Here is a 14,622-nt window from a genome sequence, read left to right as displayed (position 1 = left end):
GAGAATTCTGGGCGCGGGGGAATGCGCGAATACGAAGAATTCCCCGGATTCCAGGGCAAGTCGGGCCGGACAAAGCGCGCATGAGCGGCAATTGGCTCGCAGACTTTGGCTGCTTCTTGACGTGCGCGGACGCATTCTCATATGCGTGGGGCACAAGCAGTGGAGGGGACTGCCCCAACTGTACCGCGCTCAACCATGCAGAATTGCCCCCTCCGCTTCTATCGCGGAGAGGGCAATTGCAGTGACTTTAAGCGTCGGTCAGCCGCCTGCGACGGCCGGAATGATCGAAACGCCGGCGCCGTCCGGAGTGGGCGTGTCCAGCCCCTCCTCGAAGCGCACGTCGTTGTCGTTGACGTACACATTCACGAAGCGGCGCAGCTTGCCCTGGTCGTCCAGAACGCGGGCCGCGATGCCCGTGTGGTTCTTCTCCAGGTCGGCGATGACCTCGGCGAGGGTCGCGCCCTCGGCCGTCACCTCGGCCGCGCTGTTCGTGTACGTACGGAGAATCGTCGGGATGCGGACGTTGACGCTCATGCGAGGCCAGCCTCTCGGAAAGAGTCCAGGTTGGGGCGGATGACGGCGGACTGGCCCGTGGTCGGGGCGACCGCCTCAAGAGTCTTCAGGCCGTCGCCCGTGTTGAGCACGACGGTGGTGAGCGTCGGGTCCAGCAGCCCGGCTTCGATGAGCTTCTTCGTCACGCCGACGGTCACGCCGCCCGCGGTCTCCGCGAAGATGCCCTCGGTCTCGGCGAGCAGCTTGATCGCGTCCACGACCTGCTCGTCGTTGACGTCCTCGACCGCTCCGCCCGTGCGGCGGGCGATGTCCAGGACGTACGGGCCGTCGGCCGGGTTGCCGATCGCGAGCGACTTGGCAATCGTGTTCGGCTTCTGCGGCCGTACGACGTCGTGCCCGGCCTTGAAGGCCGTCGACACCGGCGAGCAGCCCTCCGCCTGGGCGCCGAAGATCTTGTACGGCTTGTCCTCGACGAGGCCGAGCGCGACGAGCTCCTTCAGGCCCTTGTCGATCTTCGTGAGCTGCGAGCCCGAGGCGATCGGGATGACGATCTGGTCCGGCAGCTGCCAGCCGAGCTGCTCGCAGATCTCGTACGCCAGGGTCTTGGAGCCCTCGCCGTAGTACGGGCGCAGGTTGACGTTGACGAAGCCCCAGCCCTCGCCCAGCGGGTCGCCGATGAGCTCCGAGCAGAAGCGGTTGACGTCGTCGTAGTTGCCCTCGATGCCGACCAGCTCGCCACCGTAGATGGAGGCCATGACGACCTTGCCCTGCTCCAGGTCGTGCGGGATGAACACACACGAACGGAAACCGGCCCGCGCGGCGGCGGCGCCGACCGCGCCGGCCAGGTTGCCGGTGGAGGAGCAGGAGAGCGTGGTGAAACCGAACGCGCGGGCGGCCTCGACGGCGATCGCGACGACACGGTCCTTGAAGGAGTGCGTCGGGTTGCCGGAGTCGTCCTTGACATACAGGCCGCCGGTGACGCCCAGCTCACGGGCGAGGTTGTCGGCCTTGACCAGCTTGGTGAAGCCGGGGTTCAGGCTCGGCTTCGAGGCCACGTCGGCGGGGACGGGAAGCAGCGGGGCGTAACGCCAGATGTTGTCCGGACCGGCCTCGATCTGCTTGCGCAGCGCGTCGGCGTTGCCGAGCGGGAGGTCGTATGCGACTTCGAGCGGACCGAAGCAGGAAGAACAGGCGAAGATCGGGCCGAGTTCGAATTTTTCTCCGCACTCGCGGCAGGAAAGCGCGGTGGCGGGGCCCAGGTCTACGGGCAGGGAATTCGTGGCGCTAGCGTCAGCGTTTGCATCAGTTTCAGCAGTCTGCACAGCCATGGTGGCGAGGCCCTTTCTCCTCATCTTCCCCACGACGCATTTCGCCGTGAGACGGAATTGGCACCGTCCCCACCGTTACCTCGCGGTCGGCGGGATGGTTGCCGGGACTTCAACGGGCCGTTCCCTCTGTCCCTCTGGATGAGCGCTATGGCATCGGAGCTGGAGACCCGATGCATTTGTTCCGCGGCGACCCCCGACATGCGACGGTCATCCGCGTTGTTCAAGACTGTAACCGAAGGCTCGGACGCTTGAGATAGTCGTCCGCACCGCGAGATGGATCTTACGGAGTGGGAGAGGCACGTGCTGGAAGAGGTGGAGCGCTGGCTGGAGCGGCGGTCCTGGTCGGCGGCCGACCGCCCGCTCGACCGGCTGATCGCTGCCAAGGCTGGGCGTGGCACCACCGTCAGTGTCGTGCTGCCGGCCCTCGACGAGGAGGCGACGGTCGGCGAGATCGTCACGGTGATACGCCGCGAGCTGATGGAGGCCGTACCTCTCGTCGACGAGCTGGTGGTCGTCGACTCCGGCTCGAAGGACCGTACGGCCGAGGTGGCGGCGGCGGCGGGCGCGCGGGTCGTGCACCGCGACGACATACTGCCGCGCATTCCGGCCGCGCCCGGCAAGGGCGAGGTGCTGTGGCGCTCACTCCTGGTGACGACCGGTGACATCGTCTGCTTCGTCGACGCGGACCTGAAGGACTTCTCCGCCTCGTTCGTCTCGGGCATCGTCGGGCCGCTGCTCACGGACCCCGATGTGCAGTTCGTGAAGGCGATGTACGACCGCCCGCTCGGCGCGGCCGCAGGTCAGGGCGGCCGGGTGACCGAGCTGGTGGCCAGGCCGCTGCTCAATCTGCACTGGCCGCAGCTGGCCGGGTTCGTCCAGCCCCTGGGCGGCGAGTACGCGGCGCGGCGCTCGCTCCTGGAGCGGCTGCCCTTCCCCGTCGGTTACGGGGTGGAGCTGGCCCTGCTGATCGACTCGCTCCACACGGTGGGCCTGGACGCGCTGGCCCAGGTCGATGTCGGCGTACGCAAGCACCGTCACCAGGACGGCCAGGCACTCGGCCGGATGGCCGCCGCGATATACCGGACGGCTCAACTGCGCCTGTCGCGCGGCCACTTGGTGCGTCCTTCGCTGACCCAGTTCGAGCGGGGCGACGAGGGGTTCGTTCCGCGTACGCATGTGGTGGACACGGAGGAGCGGCCGCCGATGCGCGAGATCGAGGAGTACGAGGAGCGCCGCGCGGCGTGAAGGGGGCGGACACCCCCTAGGTCCGGCCGTACGCACGTTTGAGGGGTTACAGGAAGGGCTAGGTTCGCCACATGGTTTCCGAGGTTTCCTCCGAGCACGCTGCCCAGGTTCTCGTCGCTTCCAACCGCGGCCCGGTGACGTACACGCTCGCCGGGGACGGCTCGCTGGCCGCCAGGCGCGGCGGGGGCGGCCTCGTCTCGGGCCTGTCGGCGATCGGCCAGGGCGCCGAGTCGCTGTGGGTGTGCGCGGCGCTCGGGGACGGCGACCGGGAGGCGGTACGGCGCGGGGTCGGCGAGCCGGGCGTACGGATGCTCGACATCGACGCCGGTGTGCACGCGGACGCCTACAACGGCATCGCGAACTCGGTGCTGTGGTTCGTCCACCACCTGCTTTACCAGACGCCGCTGGAGCCGGTTTTCGACGCGGAGTTCCGGCGCCAGTGGGCGGCGTACGAGACATACAACCGCGCCTTCGCCGAGGCGCTGGCGGCGGAGGCGGCGCCGGGCGCGGCCGTGCTGGTGCAGGACTACCACCTGTGCCTGGTGCCCGGCATGCTGCGCGAGCTGCGCCCCGACCTCAGAATCGGCCACTTCTCGCACACGCCGTGGGCGCCCGTGGACTACTTCCGCCTACTCCCGGACGACATCGCACGTCAGCTGGTGCGCGGGCTGCTGGGCGCGGACAGGGTGGCGTTCCTGACCCGGCGCTGGGCGGACGCTTTCGCGGCGTGCGCGGTGGATGTGCTGGGGGCCGGGGCCCTGGACGGGACGGCGGTCGGGGTGCACGGGCTCGGCGCGGACGGGGACTTCCTGCGGGAGCGGGCGCGTCGGGCGGACGTGGACGAGTGGCTGGTGCGGCTGCGCGAGCGGGTCGGGGGCGGCGGGACCGGGGCGGTGCGGAAGGTGATCGTCCGGGTCGACCGTACGGAACTCTCCAAGAACATCGTGCGCGGACTGCTCGCGTACCGGCAGCTGCTCGCGGACCGGCCGGAGTGGCGCGGGCAGGTGGTGCACATCGCCTTCGCGTACCCGTCGCGGCAGGACCTGGCGGTGTACCGCGACTACACGGCGGCCGTACGGACCCTGGCGGAGGAGATCAACTCCGCGTACGGGACGGCCGATTGGCAGCCGGTGCTGCTGGAGCTGGACGACGATTTCGCCCGGTCGCTGGCGGCGTACCGGATGGCCGATGTGGCGCTGGTCAACCCGATCAGGGACGGCATGAACCTCGTCGCGAAGGAGGTGCCGGTCGTCTCCGACGAGGGGTGCGCGCTGGTGCTGTCGCGGGAGGCGGGGGCGTACGAGGAGCTCGGCGACGACGCGATCGTCGTCAACCCGTACGACGTGACGGCGACGGCGGAGGCGCTGCACGAGGCGCTGACGATGGCGCCGGAGGAACGGGCGGCACGAACGAAGCGGCTGGCCGCGGCGGCGACGGCGCTGCCGCCGGCGGCGTGGTTCCTGGACCAGTTGAACGCGCTGGTTTCGGATTAGCCCCCGCCCCGCCCCTTGCCGGCTGTGACATTTTGCGGCTGCCGCCGCGCGAGGGGCTCCGCCCCTCAAGCTCCCCCAAGGACTGCGTCCAGGGGGGACCCCCAGGGGCTGGATCTGCGCGGCCGGGCTGGGGATTTCAGCCTGCCCGGCGTTTGAGGACACTCCCCCAGACTTCGTCCGGGTGGACCCCCAAGGGCGTCCGGGGGGTCTGGGGGCTTGCCCCCGCACGCGGCGGAGCCGCACATGTCACAGCCGGGAAGAGTGGGTCTCCCCTGCTCGAACGAAGTTGAGAGCTTGGGGAAGGGTGGGGGAATGCGCCGCAGGCAACCCGCACCGGCGCACCGCACCCGCGCCCTAACCCGACGCCAGCGCCGCCAGCAGCCGGACCACTCCCACCGGGCCCTCGACCACCACATCCGCCCGCTCCGCGAGCTCCCGCACCTCGCTGCCGCTGCACACCAGCAGCCCCGGCACGCCCTCCGTGCGCAGCTTCTCCACTGCCGAGAACGCCGCCATGTCGCCGAGGTCGTCGCCCGCGTACAGAACGCACCCCGCGTCGACCTCCCGTACGTACTCCGCCAGCGCCAGGCCCTTGTCCATGCCCGGTGGGCGCAACTCCAGTACCAGGCGGCCGGGTTCGACGATCAGGCCGTGGCGGGCGGCCAGTTCGGCCAGTGGGGCGCGCAGCGCTTCGAAGGCCGCCTGCGGGTCGGCGGCGCGGCGCGTGTGGACGGCGACGGCCTGGCCCTTCTCCTCTATCCAGGAGCCTCGCCAGGCACCGATGCCGTCGAGGAAGCCGGGAACTTCGGCGCGCGCGGCCTGTACGCCGGGGTGCGGGGCGGGGGCGTGGACCGTGCCGCTCACGGCGTCCCAGCGCTCGGCGCCGTAATGGCCCAGGACGACCAGGTGTTCGAGGCCGGGGACTCCGGCGAAGCCGCCGTAGCGGACGGCGACGCCCGCCGGGCGGCCCGTGATCACGGCGACCGATCCGACGCGTGGGGCAAGTGCGGCGAGAGCGGGAACGGCGCCGGGGTGGGCGCGGGACTGTTCGGGGTCGGGGACGATCTCGGCAAGCGTGCCGTCGAAGTCGAGTGCGACGACCGCCCGTTCCGGCGCCGCCAGCAGCGCGGCGAGGCCGTCGCGGCCGGCCTGCGTGACAGGCGTGAAGTCGCTCGGCAGGGGGTGCGGTTGACTGCCCATGCCCAGACACTACCGGCGTACGGCGCCCCCGGCACGGGGGTCAGCGACGCTCGCGGCGGGCTTCTCGCACGCGGCGGAGGCGGTTGACCGTAACGGGGTCGTGGGCGAGTGCACGCGGGTCGTCGAGGAGGGCGTTGAGGAGCTGGTAGTAGCGGGTCGGCGAGATGCCGAGCTGCTCGCGTACGGCACGCTCCTTGGCGCCGGGGCCGGACCAGGACCGGCGCTCGACGGCGAGAACGGCACGGTCCCGGTCGGAGAGCTCGGGACCGTGCGCGTCGTCGTCAGGCATACAGGCAGTCTAGGACGGAGTACTTCAGGACGGCGTACGTCCCGACGGTGTACGTCCGCTACCCGCGCTAGTCCGCGTTCTCCGTCGCCGCGGCCTCGCGCCCGATCGCCCCCAGCGTGCTCGCCGGGTTGCCGTTCGGCCCCACCGTCCCGCCGATCTGCAGCTTGATGTTCTCGCTGACCTTCGCCCAGGACGTCTTGCCCACCGGGTAGAGCGTCGACTCGGGCAGCGCCTCGAGGAACGGCCACAGGTCCTTGTTGGCGGGGTCCTCGCCCATCCGCTCGGAGGCGGAGACCGTGACCGGCAGCAGGTCGTACTGATCCGCGAATTCGAGGACGTTCTCGTCGCTGTAGGCGAAGTCGAGGAACGCGCCGATCTCCTTGCGGTGGCCGTTCTGCTTGAAGCCCATCATCCAGTCGGCCACGCCCATCGCGGACTTGGCCTTGCCGTCGGGGCCGGGCAGCGGGACCATGCCGACCTTCACGCCGTTCTTCTCGGCCTGCTGCATGAGGGAGGGGTGGCCGTTGAGCATGCCGACCTCGCCCTTGGCGAAGGCCGTGAAGGCGGGCTTGCGGTTGAGCTTGCCGGGGGCGACGGGGCCCGTGAGGTTCTCGGCGACGAGGTTGTTCTTCAGCCAGTCGAACGTCTTGATGTTCTGCTCGGAGTCGATGGTGTACGTACCGACCGTGTCGGTGTAACCGCCGCCGCCGCTGAGGATCCACATCATGGTCTCGGCCTGCGCCTCCTCGCCTCCCAGCGGCAGCGCGAACGGGTACTTCACGCCGCGCTGCTTGAGCGTCCTGGCCGCGCTCTCGATGCCGGCCCACGTCTTGGGGGGCTTGAGGCCGGCCTGGGTGAAGAGCGACTCGTTGTAGAACAGCAGCCGGGTGCTCGCTACGAACGGGATGCCGTACTGCACCCGGCTGACCTCGCCCGCATCGGCGAGCGGTGCGAGGAGATTGGCCTGTACGGGGATGGAGAGCAGACTGTCGGCCGAGTAGAGCTTGTCCTGGGCCGCGTAGTCGGCGTACGCGCCGATCTGGGCGATGTCGGGGGCCTTGCCGGCCGCGACCATCTCGGCGACCTTGCGGTCGACGTCTTTCCAGTCGTAGACCTGTACGTCGACCTTGATGTTCTTGTTCTTGGACTCGAAGGCGGTGGCGACGCCGTCCCAGTACTGCTTGGTGCTGTCGCCGCCTTCCAGGTCGTAGTCCGCCGCAACGAAGGTGAGGGTGACATCACCCTCGTCGGAGCCGCTGCTCCCGCATCCGGCCAGCGCCACTGTCATACCCAGTGCGGCCACTGTCGCGGTCAAACCCAAGAAGCGCCGGTGCACAGCTCTTTCCCACCCTCATTCGTTGTCCCAGACGACCCCCGTGACGCCCGACATGTCTACGAGCAGCAATTTTCACCTACTGCCCACATGAGGTCTACACCACCCCAGTCTCACTTGCGCAACACCTTCCCTCCCCCTCCCGTTCCCCGTCCCGTTCCCTCTTCCGCCACACAAGAGCGAAGTGGACTAGACCTTTCGCGGGTCGACGCGCGAGACTGTTCCCGTGAAACACGTCATCGCCCTCGATGTGGGCGGCACCGGGATGAAGGCCGCGCTCGTCGGGGCGGACGGCGCACTGCTGCACGAGGCACGCCGGGCAACCGGCCGTGAGCGGGGGCCCGACGCCGTCGTCGAGTCCATCGCCGGCTTCGCCGCCGAGCTCCGCGCGTACGGCGAGGAGCGGTACGGCGAGAGCGCCTCCGCCGCCGGCGTCGCCGTCCCCGGCATCGTCGACGCCGAGAACGGCATCGCCGTCTACGCCGCCAACCTCGGCTGGCGCGACGTACCCATGCGCGATCTGCTGAGCCGCAGACTGCACGGCGTGCCCGTCGCCCTCGGCCACGACGTCCGTACGGGCGGCCTCGCCGAGGGCCGTATCGGCGCCGGCAGGGGCGCGGACCGGTTCCTGTTCGTACCGCTGGGGACCGGGATCGCCGGGGCCATCGGGATCGACGGGAAGATCGAGGCCGGCGCCCACGGGTGCGCCGGCGAGATCGGGCACATCGTCGTACGCCCCGGCGGCCCCCCGTGCGGCTGCGGCCAGCGCGGCTGCCTGGAACGCCTCGCCTCCGCCTCCGCCGTGTCCGCCGCCTGGGCAGCCGCGTCCGGCGACCCGGACGCCGACGCCGCCGACTGCGCCAAGGCCGTCGAGTCCGGGGACGCGCGGGCCCAGGACGTGTGGCGGGAGGCCGTCGGCGCGCTCGCCGACGGGCTCGTCACCGCGCTCACCCTGCTGGACCCCCGCACTCTGATCATCGGTGGCGGTCTCGCCGAGGCGGGGGAAACCTTGTTCACACCACTGAGGGCCGCCGTCGCGGAACGCGTCACGTTCCAGAAACTGCCCGACATCGTTCCGGCGGCCCTCGGGGACACCGCCGGATGCCTGGGCGCGGGGCTGCTCGCCTGGGATCTTCTCGCCACGGCATCCACGAAGTCCACGGAATCCCAGGAGGTATCCGCCTGATGGCCGGACGCGCTGCAACCAAGGTTCTCTCCGGTGCCCGGGTGGTGCTGCCGACCGGGACCGTCGAGAACGGGCGGGTCATCGTCGAGGGCGGCCGCATCGCCGGCGCCGCACCGGCCGACGCCCCGGCGCTCGACCTCTCCGGCCACTGGATCGTGCCCGGCTTCGTCGACATGCACGTACACGGCGGCGGCGGCGCGTCCTTCACCTCCGGGACCGCCGAGGACGTACTCACAGGCGTACGCACCCACCGCGAGCACGGCACCACGACCATCACCGGGTCGCTGGTGACCGGCGAGATGGACGTACTCGCCAGGCAGGCCGCGCTGCTCTCCGAGCTCGTCGAGCAGGGCGACCTGGCGGGCATCCACTTCGAGGGCCCGTTCATCTCGCCCTGCCGCAAGGGCGCGCACAGCGAGGACCTGCTGCGCGACCCCGACCCGGCGGAGGTCCGCAAGCTGATCGACGCGGCGCACGGCACGGCGAAAATGGTCACCCTCGCCACCGAACTGCCCGGCGGCATCGAGTCCGTACGGCTGCTTGCCGAGCACGGTGTCGTCGCCGCGATCGGCCACACGGACGCGACGTACGACCAGACCGTCGAGGCCATCGAAGCGGGCGCGACCGTCGCCACCCACCTCTACAACGCGATGCCGGCGCTCGGCCACCGCACCCCGGGCCCGATCGCCGCACTGCTCGAAGACGAGCGGGTGACGGTCGAGCTGATCAACGACGGCACGCATCTGCACCCCGCCGCGCTGGAGCTGGCGTACCACCGCGCGGGCGCGGCCAGGGTCGCGTTCATCACGGACGCGATGGACGCGGCGGGCTTCGGCGACGGCACGTATCTCCTCGGCCCCCTTGAGGTGGAGGTGAAGGACGGGGTCGCGCGCCTCGCGGAGGGCGGCTCGATCGCCGGGTCCACGCTCACGCTCGACACGGCCTTCAAGCGTGCGGTGACGATCGACCGGCTGCCCGTCGAGGACGTCGTACGTTCCATCTCGGCCAATCCGGCCCGCCTGCTCGGCGTCGACGACAGGGTCGGCTCGCTGGAGCCCGGCAAGGACGCGGACCTGGTGGTGCTGGACGCGGAGTTCACGCTGAAAGGCGTGATGCGCAAGGGCGAATGGGTGGTTGAACCCCAGGGGGCTTGATTTTGGACGGCGGTTGGCCCTGAGCCCTGGGCCAACCGCCTTTTCTTTGGCATGATCACCCCGAAGAGAAGGCCAGCAAACGCTTTCTACGGATGCCGACCGACCGCCGACGGGGGCCTCGAGTGATCCTGACGGTCACGCTGAACACCGCACTCGACATCACGTACCGCGTCCCGGCCCTGACCCCGCACGCCTCGCACCGCGTCACCGACGTCGCTGAACGCCCCGGCGGCAAGGGCCTGAACGTCGCCCGCGTACTGGCGGCCCTGGGCCACGACACGGTAGTGACGGGCTTCGCGGGCGGCCCGTCCGGCACCGTGCTCCGCGACCTCCTCGCACCCCTCGCCCCCGTCGACGCACTCGTCCCGGTCGCCGGAACCACCCGCCGCACCATCGCCGTCGTCGACGACACGACCGGCGACACCACCCAGCTCAACGAGCCGGGCCCGGCCGTCACCCCCGAGGAGTGGGCCACGTTCCTCGCCTCGTACGGGAAGCTCCTCCGCGACGCCGAAGCGGTGGCCCTCTGCGGCAGCCTGCCCCCGGGCATCCACGTCGGGGCGTACGCCGAACTCATCCGGCACGCCCGAGCGGCCGGCGTCCCCGTACTCCTCGACACCAGCGGCGAACCCCTGCGCCGGGGCATCGCCGCCCGCCCCGACCTCGTCAAGCCCAACGCCGACGAACTCGCCCAGCTCACCGGCTCCCGCGAGCCCCTGCGCGCCACCCACGACGCCCGCCGCCGAGGCGCGCACACCGTGGTCGCCTCGCTGGGCGCGGACGGGATGCTCGCCGCGACGGCCGAAGGAATGTGGCAGGCGACCCCGCCGACCCGCATGAAGGGCAACCCGACAGGCGCGGGCGATTCGGCGGTGGCCGGAATCCTCTCCGGCCTGGTCGAACAACTCCCCTGGCCGCAGCGCCTCGCAAGAGCGGTCGCACTCTCGGCGGCGACGGTGGCGGCACCTGCGGCGGGCGAGTTCGACCCGGGGACGTACGAAGACCTGCTGTCCAGGGTCGAAGTCACCGCGCACGCGACGGCGGCGTAAAACCGTCAGCTCACTTGTGGCCGGCGATGAGTTCCAGCCGGTCGAGGTTCGCCTCGCACTGGTCGCCGTCGCCGCACGAAATCACGACCGTGTTCTCGCCCTCGGTGAGGTTGATGTAGGCGAAGGTGTTGGTCCAGCCCTTGTCCCACGCACCCTCCGCCGCGTTGGCGAAGTTCTTCATGTTCAGGCCGGTGCCGTGCGGCTTCCCGTTGACCGTCAGCGACGTCTTGGCGTCCTTGCCGGGTACGCCGTAGTCGATCGACAGCGTGTACGCACCCGCCTTCGGCACCTTCACCTTCCAGGTCGCCGAGGCGCCCGGGGTGTTCAGCGGGACGTACGCACCGCTCGACGACTTCGCGCCGGGGATCGTCGTGTCCGTGGAGACGCCGGAGAGCTGGAGCTGCGCCGCGTCCTGCTTCGGCAGCTCCGCGGGCTCCTGTGCCTTGTCCGTCGGGTCCTCGCTCGGCTTGACCGTCTGGCCCGCCGACGAACCGCCGCCGCCCGTTCCGCCCGCCTGCGTGCCCTTGTCGTCGTCCTTTTCGCTGGTCATCAGCGCGACGCCGATGCCTATGACGACGACCGCGACCACCGCGACGGCGCCGATCAGCAGGCCCTTGGTGTTGGGTCCGCCGCTCCGGCCGCCTCCGCCTCCGCCCGTCACCGGGACCTGGCGGGTCGGTGCACCGCCGGGCCGGGTTTCGGGGGCCGCGTAGTGGGCGTTGGGCTGGTGGTACTGCTGCTGCGGGGGGACCTGCTGCGCGTACTGCTGCTGCGGCTGGCCGTACTGCCGCTCGCCGACCGTCCGCACCTGGTTGTACGACGTTCTCGGCACGCCGGGCTGCGAGGGCGAGGCGGGACCCGGGTAGCCGTAGCCGCCCGAGCGGGGCGGCGTGGCGCCTGCCGCCTGGCCGTCCTCGTAGAGGTAGCCGAACGGATCGTCGTCCTCGGGCGTGCTCGTGCCGTTGTTCGCGGCAGTCATCCCTGGTCACTCCTCACCATGTTCGCCAGCCGTCGCCGACCGGGCGAGCCTACCCCGAACGGGCAAGTCGAACGTTTGGTCCGGATCACAGTAATGAGCAGAACGACGAGCGGAGTCCGGTGCTAGGGGGTGTCCGGTCGATCTCCGCGGCGTCGCGGGGCTTGGCACGCACATCTACGGCGTTGTCGTCGGTCGGCGACGCTCCGCGTCGCCTCCCTCCTCCGCCTTGCAGCTGCACGCACCAAGCCCCGCTCCTTCACCCACGGAGATCGACCGGACACCCCCTACCCCGCACGCCTGTGCACCTTGGCACGGGATCGTTTCTCGACGTACATCCGCTGGTCGGCGGATTGCAATACCTCGTCCGCCGACATGCCGCAGCTGGCCCAGCCGATGCCGAAGCTGGCACCGACGCGGACCGCCCGTCCGTCGACGCGGATCGGCGGAATGATGGCATTGCGCAGGCGTACGGCGAGGTCGGCGGCGTCCGCGTTGCCGAGGCCGTCCGCGAGGACGACGAATTCGTCACCCCCGAGGCGGGCGACCGTATCGCCGTCGCGCACACAGGTCGTAAGACGGCGGGCGACCTCGATCAGGACGGCGTCGCCGGTGTGGTGTCCGAAGCGGTCGTTGATCGACTTGAAGCCGTCCAGGTCGCAGAAGAGGACGGCCAGCCCCTTCGTGCCGTCGTCGTCCCCGGCGGGGCCGCCTCCAGCGGGCGCGACCATGTGGACGTGGTGGTCGTAGGAGCCCGCGTCGGCGTGCGGGTCGTAGTCGAAGCCGTGCTCGGGGACGGCGGTCCCGGGGGCGGCCGGTTCGTACGCCGCGTCCAGCGCCTCCACGGCGGTGGCGCGCACGGAGTGCGGGCGGCGGCACAGCCGGGAGCTGAGGCGGGAGCGCAGCTCGGCGCTGTTGGGCAGGCCGGTGAGTGCGTCGTGCGAGGCGCGGTGGGCGAGGTGCAACTCGTGCCGCTTGCGCTCCTCGATGTCCTCGACGTGGGTGAGGAGGAAACGGGGGCCGTCGGTGGTGTCGGCGACGACGGAGTTGCGCAGGGACACCCAGACGTACGTCCCGTCGCGCCGCCCCAGTCTCAGCTCGGCGCGGCCGCCCTCGGCGGAGGTGCGCAGCAGCGTGCCGATGTCCTCTGGGTGGACGAGGTCGGCGAAGGAGTAGCGGCGCATCGCGGAGGCGGGGCGGCCGAGCAGCCGGCACAGGGCGTCGTTGGTACGGAGCAGGCGGCCGTGCTGGTCGCCGCCCATCTCGGCGATGGCCATGCCGCTGGGGGCGTACTCGAAGGCCTGCCGGAAGGACTCCTCGCTGGCGCGCAGGGCCTGCTGCTCACGTTCGAGACGGACCAGGGCGCGCTGCATGTTTGCGCGGAGCCGGGCGTTACTGATCGCAATCGCCGCCTGGGACGCGTACATCTGGAGCGCCTCCTGGCCCCACGCGCCGGGGTGCCTGCCGTTGCGCGGGCGGTCGACGGAGATGACGCCGAGGAGCTCGCGCCCGCCGCCGGACGCGTACATGGGCGCGTAGAGGCGGTCCATCGGGTGCCACTCGTCGGCGAAGCGCGGTTCGGGGCCTTCGGTGTGCCACTGGGGCACGTCGTCCTCGACGAGGACCCAGCCCTCGGTGTGCGGGATGAAGCGCAGGTCGCCCCACACCTCGCCCATGGACAGCCGGCGTTCCCAGGAGGCGCGGGAGCCGACGCGGCCCATGATCAGGGCTTCGGCGGCGGAGTTGCCGGCGAAGGCCGCTATGACCAGGTCACCGTCCGGCTGTACGAGGTTTACGCAGGCCAGCTCGTAACCGAGGCCGGCGACGATTCCGTCGGCCACGGCCTGCAAGGTGTCAGCCAGGCTGCGGGCCGTGTTGAGGTCCGCGACCACCTGGTGCAGCTGCCGCAGCGTCGCAAGGCGCACGTACGGCTCCGACTCGGCCTCCATTGTTCGCTCTCCCCGAGACCTCGACAGCAACTCCAGGATTCTCATCGCCGTACTTTTGTTGCACTATCACGCCACTGAATCACAGCGAGCTGCCCACCCGGTACACAGGGTCAGCAATTACTCGGCTCTGTGAGTCAAGTCACATCAGGGGGAGGGGAGTGGCGTGAGGAGGGTGGAGCGCTCCCGATGATTTTTGAACGCAAATACGGACACACGGCGACGCGTAAACCGGTCCTAGGACCAGCCTGGTCCCAACGCCCGATGCGGCGGCGAGAGGGCCGGGCATAGCGTTCCGGGTGTGTTCCAGACGACCTCCCCCCAGCCACCTGTCTCCATCCCCCATCCTGAGGGGGTGAGCAACGAGAAGTTCCGCGCCGCGATGTCCCGTTTCACCGCGGGCGTCACTCTGGTGACCGCACACGATCCGGACAGCGGTGCGAGCGGTGAGGACGTCGGCATGACGGCGACGGCCTTCATGTCGGTGTCGCTGGACCCGCCGCTGGTGCTGGTGAGCGTGAGAAACGGCTCACGCATGGACGATCTGCTCGCCGAGCAGCCGCTGTGGGCGGTCTCGCTGCTCTCGGAGAACCAGCGGCAGATCGCGGGACGGTTCGCGATGAAGGGCCGGCTCAGCGACCGCCTGCTCTTCCAGGACGTCCCCTATACGCGGGGCGCAGTCTCCGGGGCTCCGCTGATCGGCGGGGCGCTCGCGGTGGTGGAGTGCAGGACCGAGAAGCGGGTGGAGGCGGGGGACCACACGCTGGTGATCGGCCGGGTGCTCGAAGTGGGCCTGCCGAACGCGGACGGCGGTCCTCTGACGTACTTCAAGGGCCACTACCGGCACTTGGGCTAGTCCCGGCCCGGGGCTTGTCCGCCCTCCCCCCCCCCCCCCCCCCCTCCCCCCCGC

Annotated in this window: 13 protein-coding genes and 1 riboswitch; of the genes, 6 read left to right on the top strand and 7 right to left on the bottom strand. The window is 70.4% G+C overall.

Annotated elements, in window-relative coordinates; all coding sequences use genetic code 11:
• Window positions 1-258: 258 nt before the first annotated feature.
• Together J7I98_RS05285 and thrC are read right to left on the bottom strand one after the other, a co-directional pair.
• Complete coding sequence (locus tag J7I98_RS05285; RefSeq protein ID WP_214919272.1) at window positions 259-534, bottom strand: MoaD/ThiS family protein; 276 nt, start codon at window positions 532-534, stop codon at window positions 259-261.
• Entirely contained in the window at window positions 531-1,841 is a 1,311-nt protein-coding gene (gene thrC / locus J7I98_RS05280) for a threonine synthase (RefSeq protein ID WP_214919270.1), read from the bottom strand. The genes J7I98_RS05285 and thrC overlap by 4 nt, the downstream gene beginning before the upstream one ends.
• A gap of 17 nt (window positions 1,842-1,858) precedes the next feature.
• A riboswitch (SAM riboswitch) is annotated at window positions 1,859-1,986 on the bottom strand.
• A 155-nt stretch (window positions 1,987-2,141) separates the two neighbouring features.
• Here thrC and J7I98_RS05275 point away from each other — a divergent pair.
• Window positions 2,142-3,086 carry a glucosyl-3-phosphoglycerate synthase gene (locus tag J7I98_RS05275; RefSeq protein WP_214919268.1) on the top strand — a complete coding sequence of 315 codons (945 nt, stop codon included), beginning with the start codon at window positions 2,142-2,144 and terminating at the stop codon, window positions 3,084-3,086.
• A gap of 71 nt (window positions 3,087-3,157) precedes the next feature.
• Window positions 3,158-4,579, top strand: a complete 1,422-nt coding sequence (locus tag J7I98_RS05270; RefSeq protein ID WP_214919261.1) for a trehalose-6-phosphate synthase — start codon at window positions 3,158-3,160, stop codon at window positions 4,577-4,579.
• 354 nt (window positions 4,580-4,933) lie between these two features.
• Here the strand turns inward: J7I98_RS05270 and otsB are convergent, their stop codons facing one another.
• The 3 genes from otsB to J7I98_RS05255 all read right to left on the bottom strand — a co-directional run bounded on the left by otsB (window position 4,934) and on the right by J7I98_RS05255 (window position 7,389).
• Complete coding sequence (gene otsB, locus J7I98_RS05265) at window positions 4,934-5,779, bottom strand: trehalose-phosphatase (RefSeq protein ID WP_214919248.1); 846 nt, start codon at window positions 5,777-5,779, stop codon at window positions 4,934-4,936.
• A gap of 40 nt (window positions 5,780-5,819) precedes the next feature.
• The gene (locus J7I98_RS05260; RefSeq protein WP_214919246.1) at window positions 5,820-6,068 is read right to left on the bottom strand and encodes a DUF3263 domain-containing protein; all 249 of its coding nucleotides are present in this window, start codon (window positions 6,066-6,068) and stop codon (window positions 5,820-5,822) included.
• A gap of 67 nt (window positions 6,069-6,135) precedes the next feature.
• The gene (locus J7I98_RS05255) at window positions 6,136-7,389 is read right to left on the bottom strand and encodes an ABC transporter substrate-binding protein (protein WP_251020186.1); all 1,254 of its coding nucleotides are present in this window, start codon (window positions 7,387-7,389) and stop codon (window positions 6,136-6,138) included.
• 238 nt (window positions 7,390-7,627) lie between these two features.
• On the opposite strand from J7I98_RS05255, the gene J7I98_RS05250 reads away from it, so the two are divergent.
• From J7I98_RS05250 to J7I98_RS05240, 3 genes are all read left to right on the top strand, one after another.
• Complete coding sequence (locus tag J7I98_RS05250; protein ID WP_214919244.1) at window positions 7,628-8,587, top strand: ROK family protein; 960 nt, start codon at window positions 7,628-7,630, stop codon at window positions 8,585-8,587.
• On the top strand, window positions 8,587-9,741 hold the full coding sequence (nagA, locus tag J7I98_RS05245) for an N-acetylglucosamine-6-phosphate deacetylase (protein ID WP_214919242.1): 1,155 nt from the start codon (window positions 8,587-8,589) through the stop codon (window positions 9,739-9,741). Before J7I98_RS05250 ends, nagA begins: the two co-directional genes overlap by 1 nt.
• Before the next feature lie 122 nt (window positions 9,742-9,863).
• Complete coding sequence (locus J7I98_RS05240) at window positions 9,864-10,790, top strand: 1-phosphofructokinase family hexose kinase (RefSeq protein WP_214919229.1); 927 nt, start codon at window positions 9,864-9,866, stop codon at window positions 10,788-10,790.
• A 10-nt stretch (window positions 10,791-10,800) separates the two neighbouring features.
• On the opposite strand, the gene J7I98_RS05235 is transcribed toward J7I98_RS05240, so the two are convergent.
• Together J7I98_RS05235 and cdgB are read right to left on the bottom strand one after the other, a co-directional pair.
• The gene (locus tag J7I98_RS05235; RefSeq protein ID WP_214919227.1) at window positions 10,801-11,769 is read right to left on the bottom strand and encodes a carbohydrate-binding protein; all 969 of its coding nucleotides are present in this window, start codon (window positions 11,767-11,769) and stop codon (window positions 10,801-10,803) included.
• A gap of 284 nt (window positions 11,770-12,053) precedes the next feature.
• A complete protein-coding gene (gene cdgB, locus J7I98_RS05230; RefSeq protein ID WP_214919217.1) occupies window positions 12,054-13,715 on the bottom strand; it encodes a diguanylate cyclase CdgB in 1,662 nt (553 codons plus the stop codon).
• A 352-nt stretch (window positions 13,716-14,067) separates the two neighbouring features.
• Here cdgB and J7I98_RS05225 point away from each other — a divergent pair, with 352 nt between their 5' ends.
• Window positions 14,068-14,568, top strand: a complete 501-nt coding sequence (locus J7I98_RS05225; RefSeq protein ID WP_308377677.1) for a flavin reductase family protein — start codon at window positions 14,068-14,070, stop codon at window positions 14,566-14,568.
• Window positions 14,569-14,622 lie beyond the last annotated feature (54 nt).

Origin of the sequence: Streptomyces sp. ISL-98 (assembly GCF_018614055.1) — a bacterium.
GTDB lineage: Bacteria > Actinomycetota > Actinomycetes > Streptomycetales > Streptomycetaceae > Streptomyces > Streptomyces spiramyceticus.
Note: the sequence above shows the minus strand (reverse complement) of the source record. Positions and strands in the feature narration are given on the sequence as shown.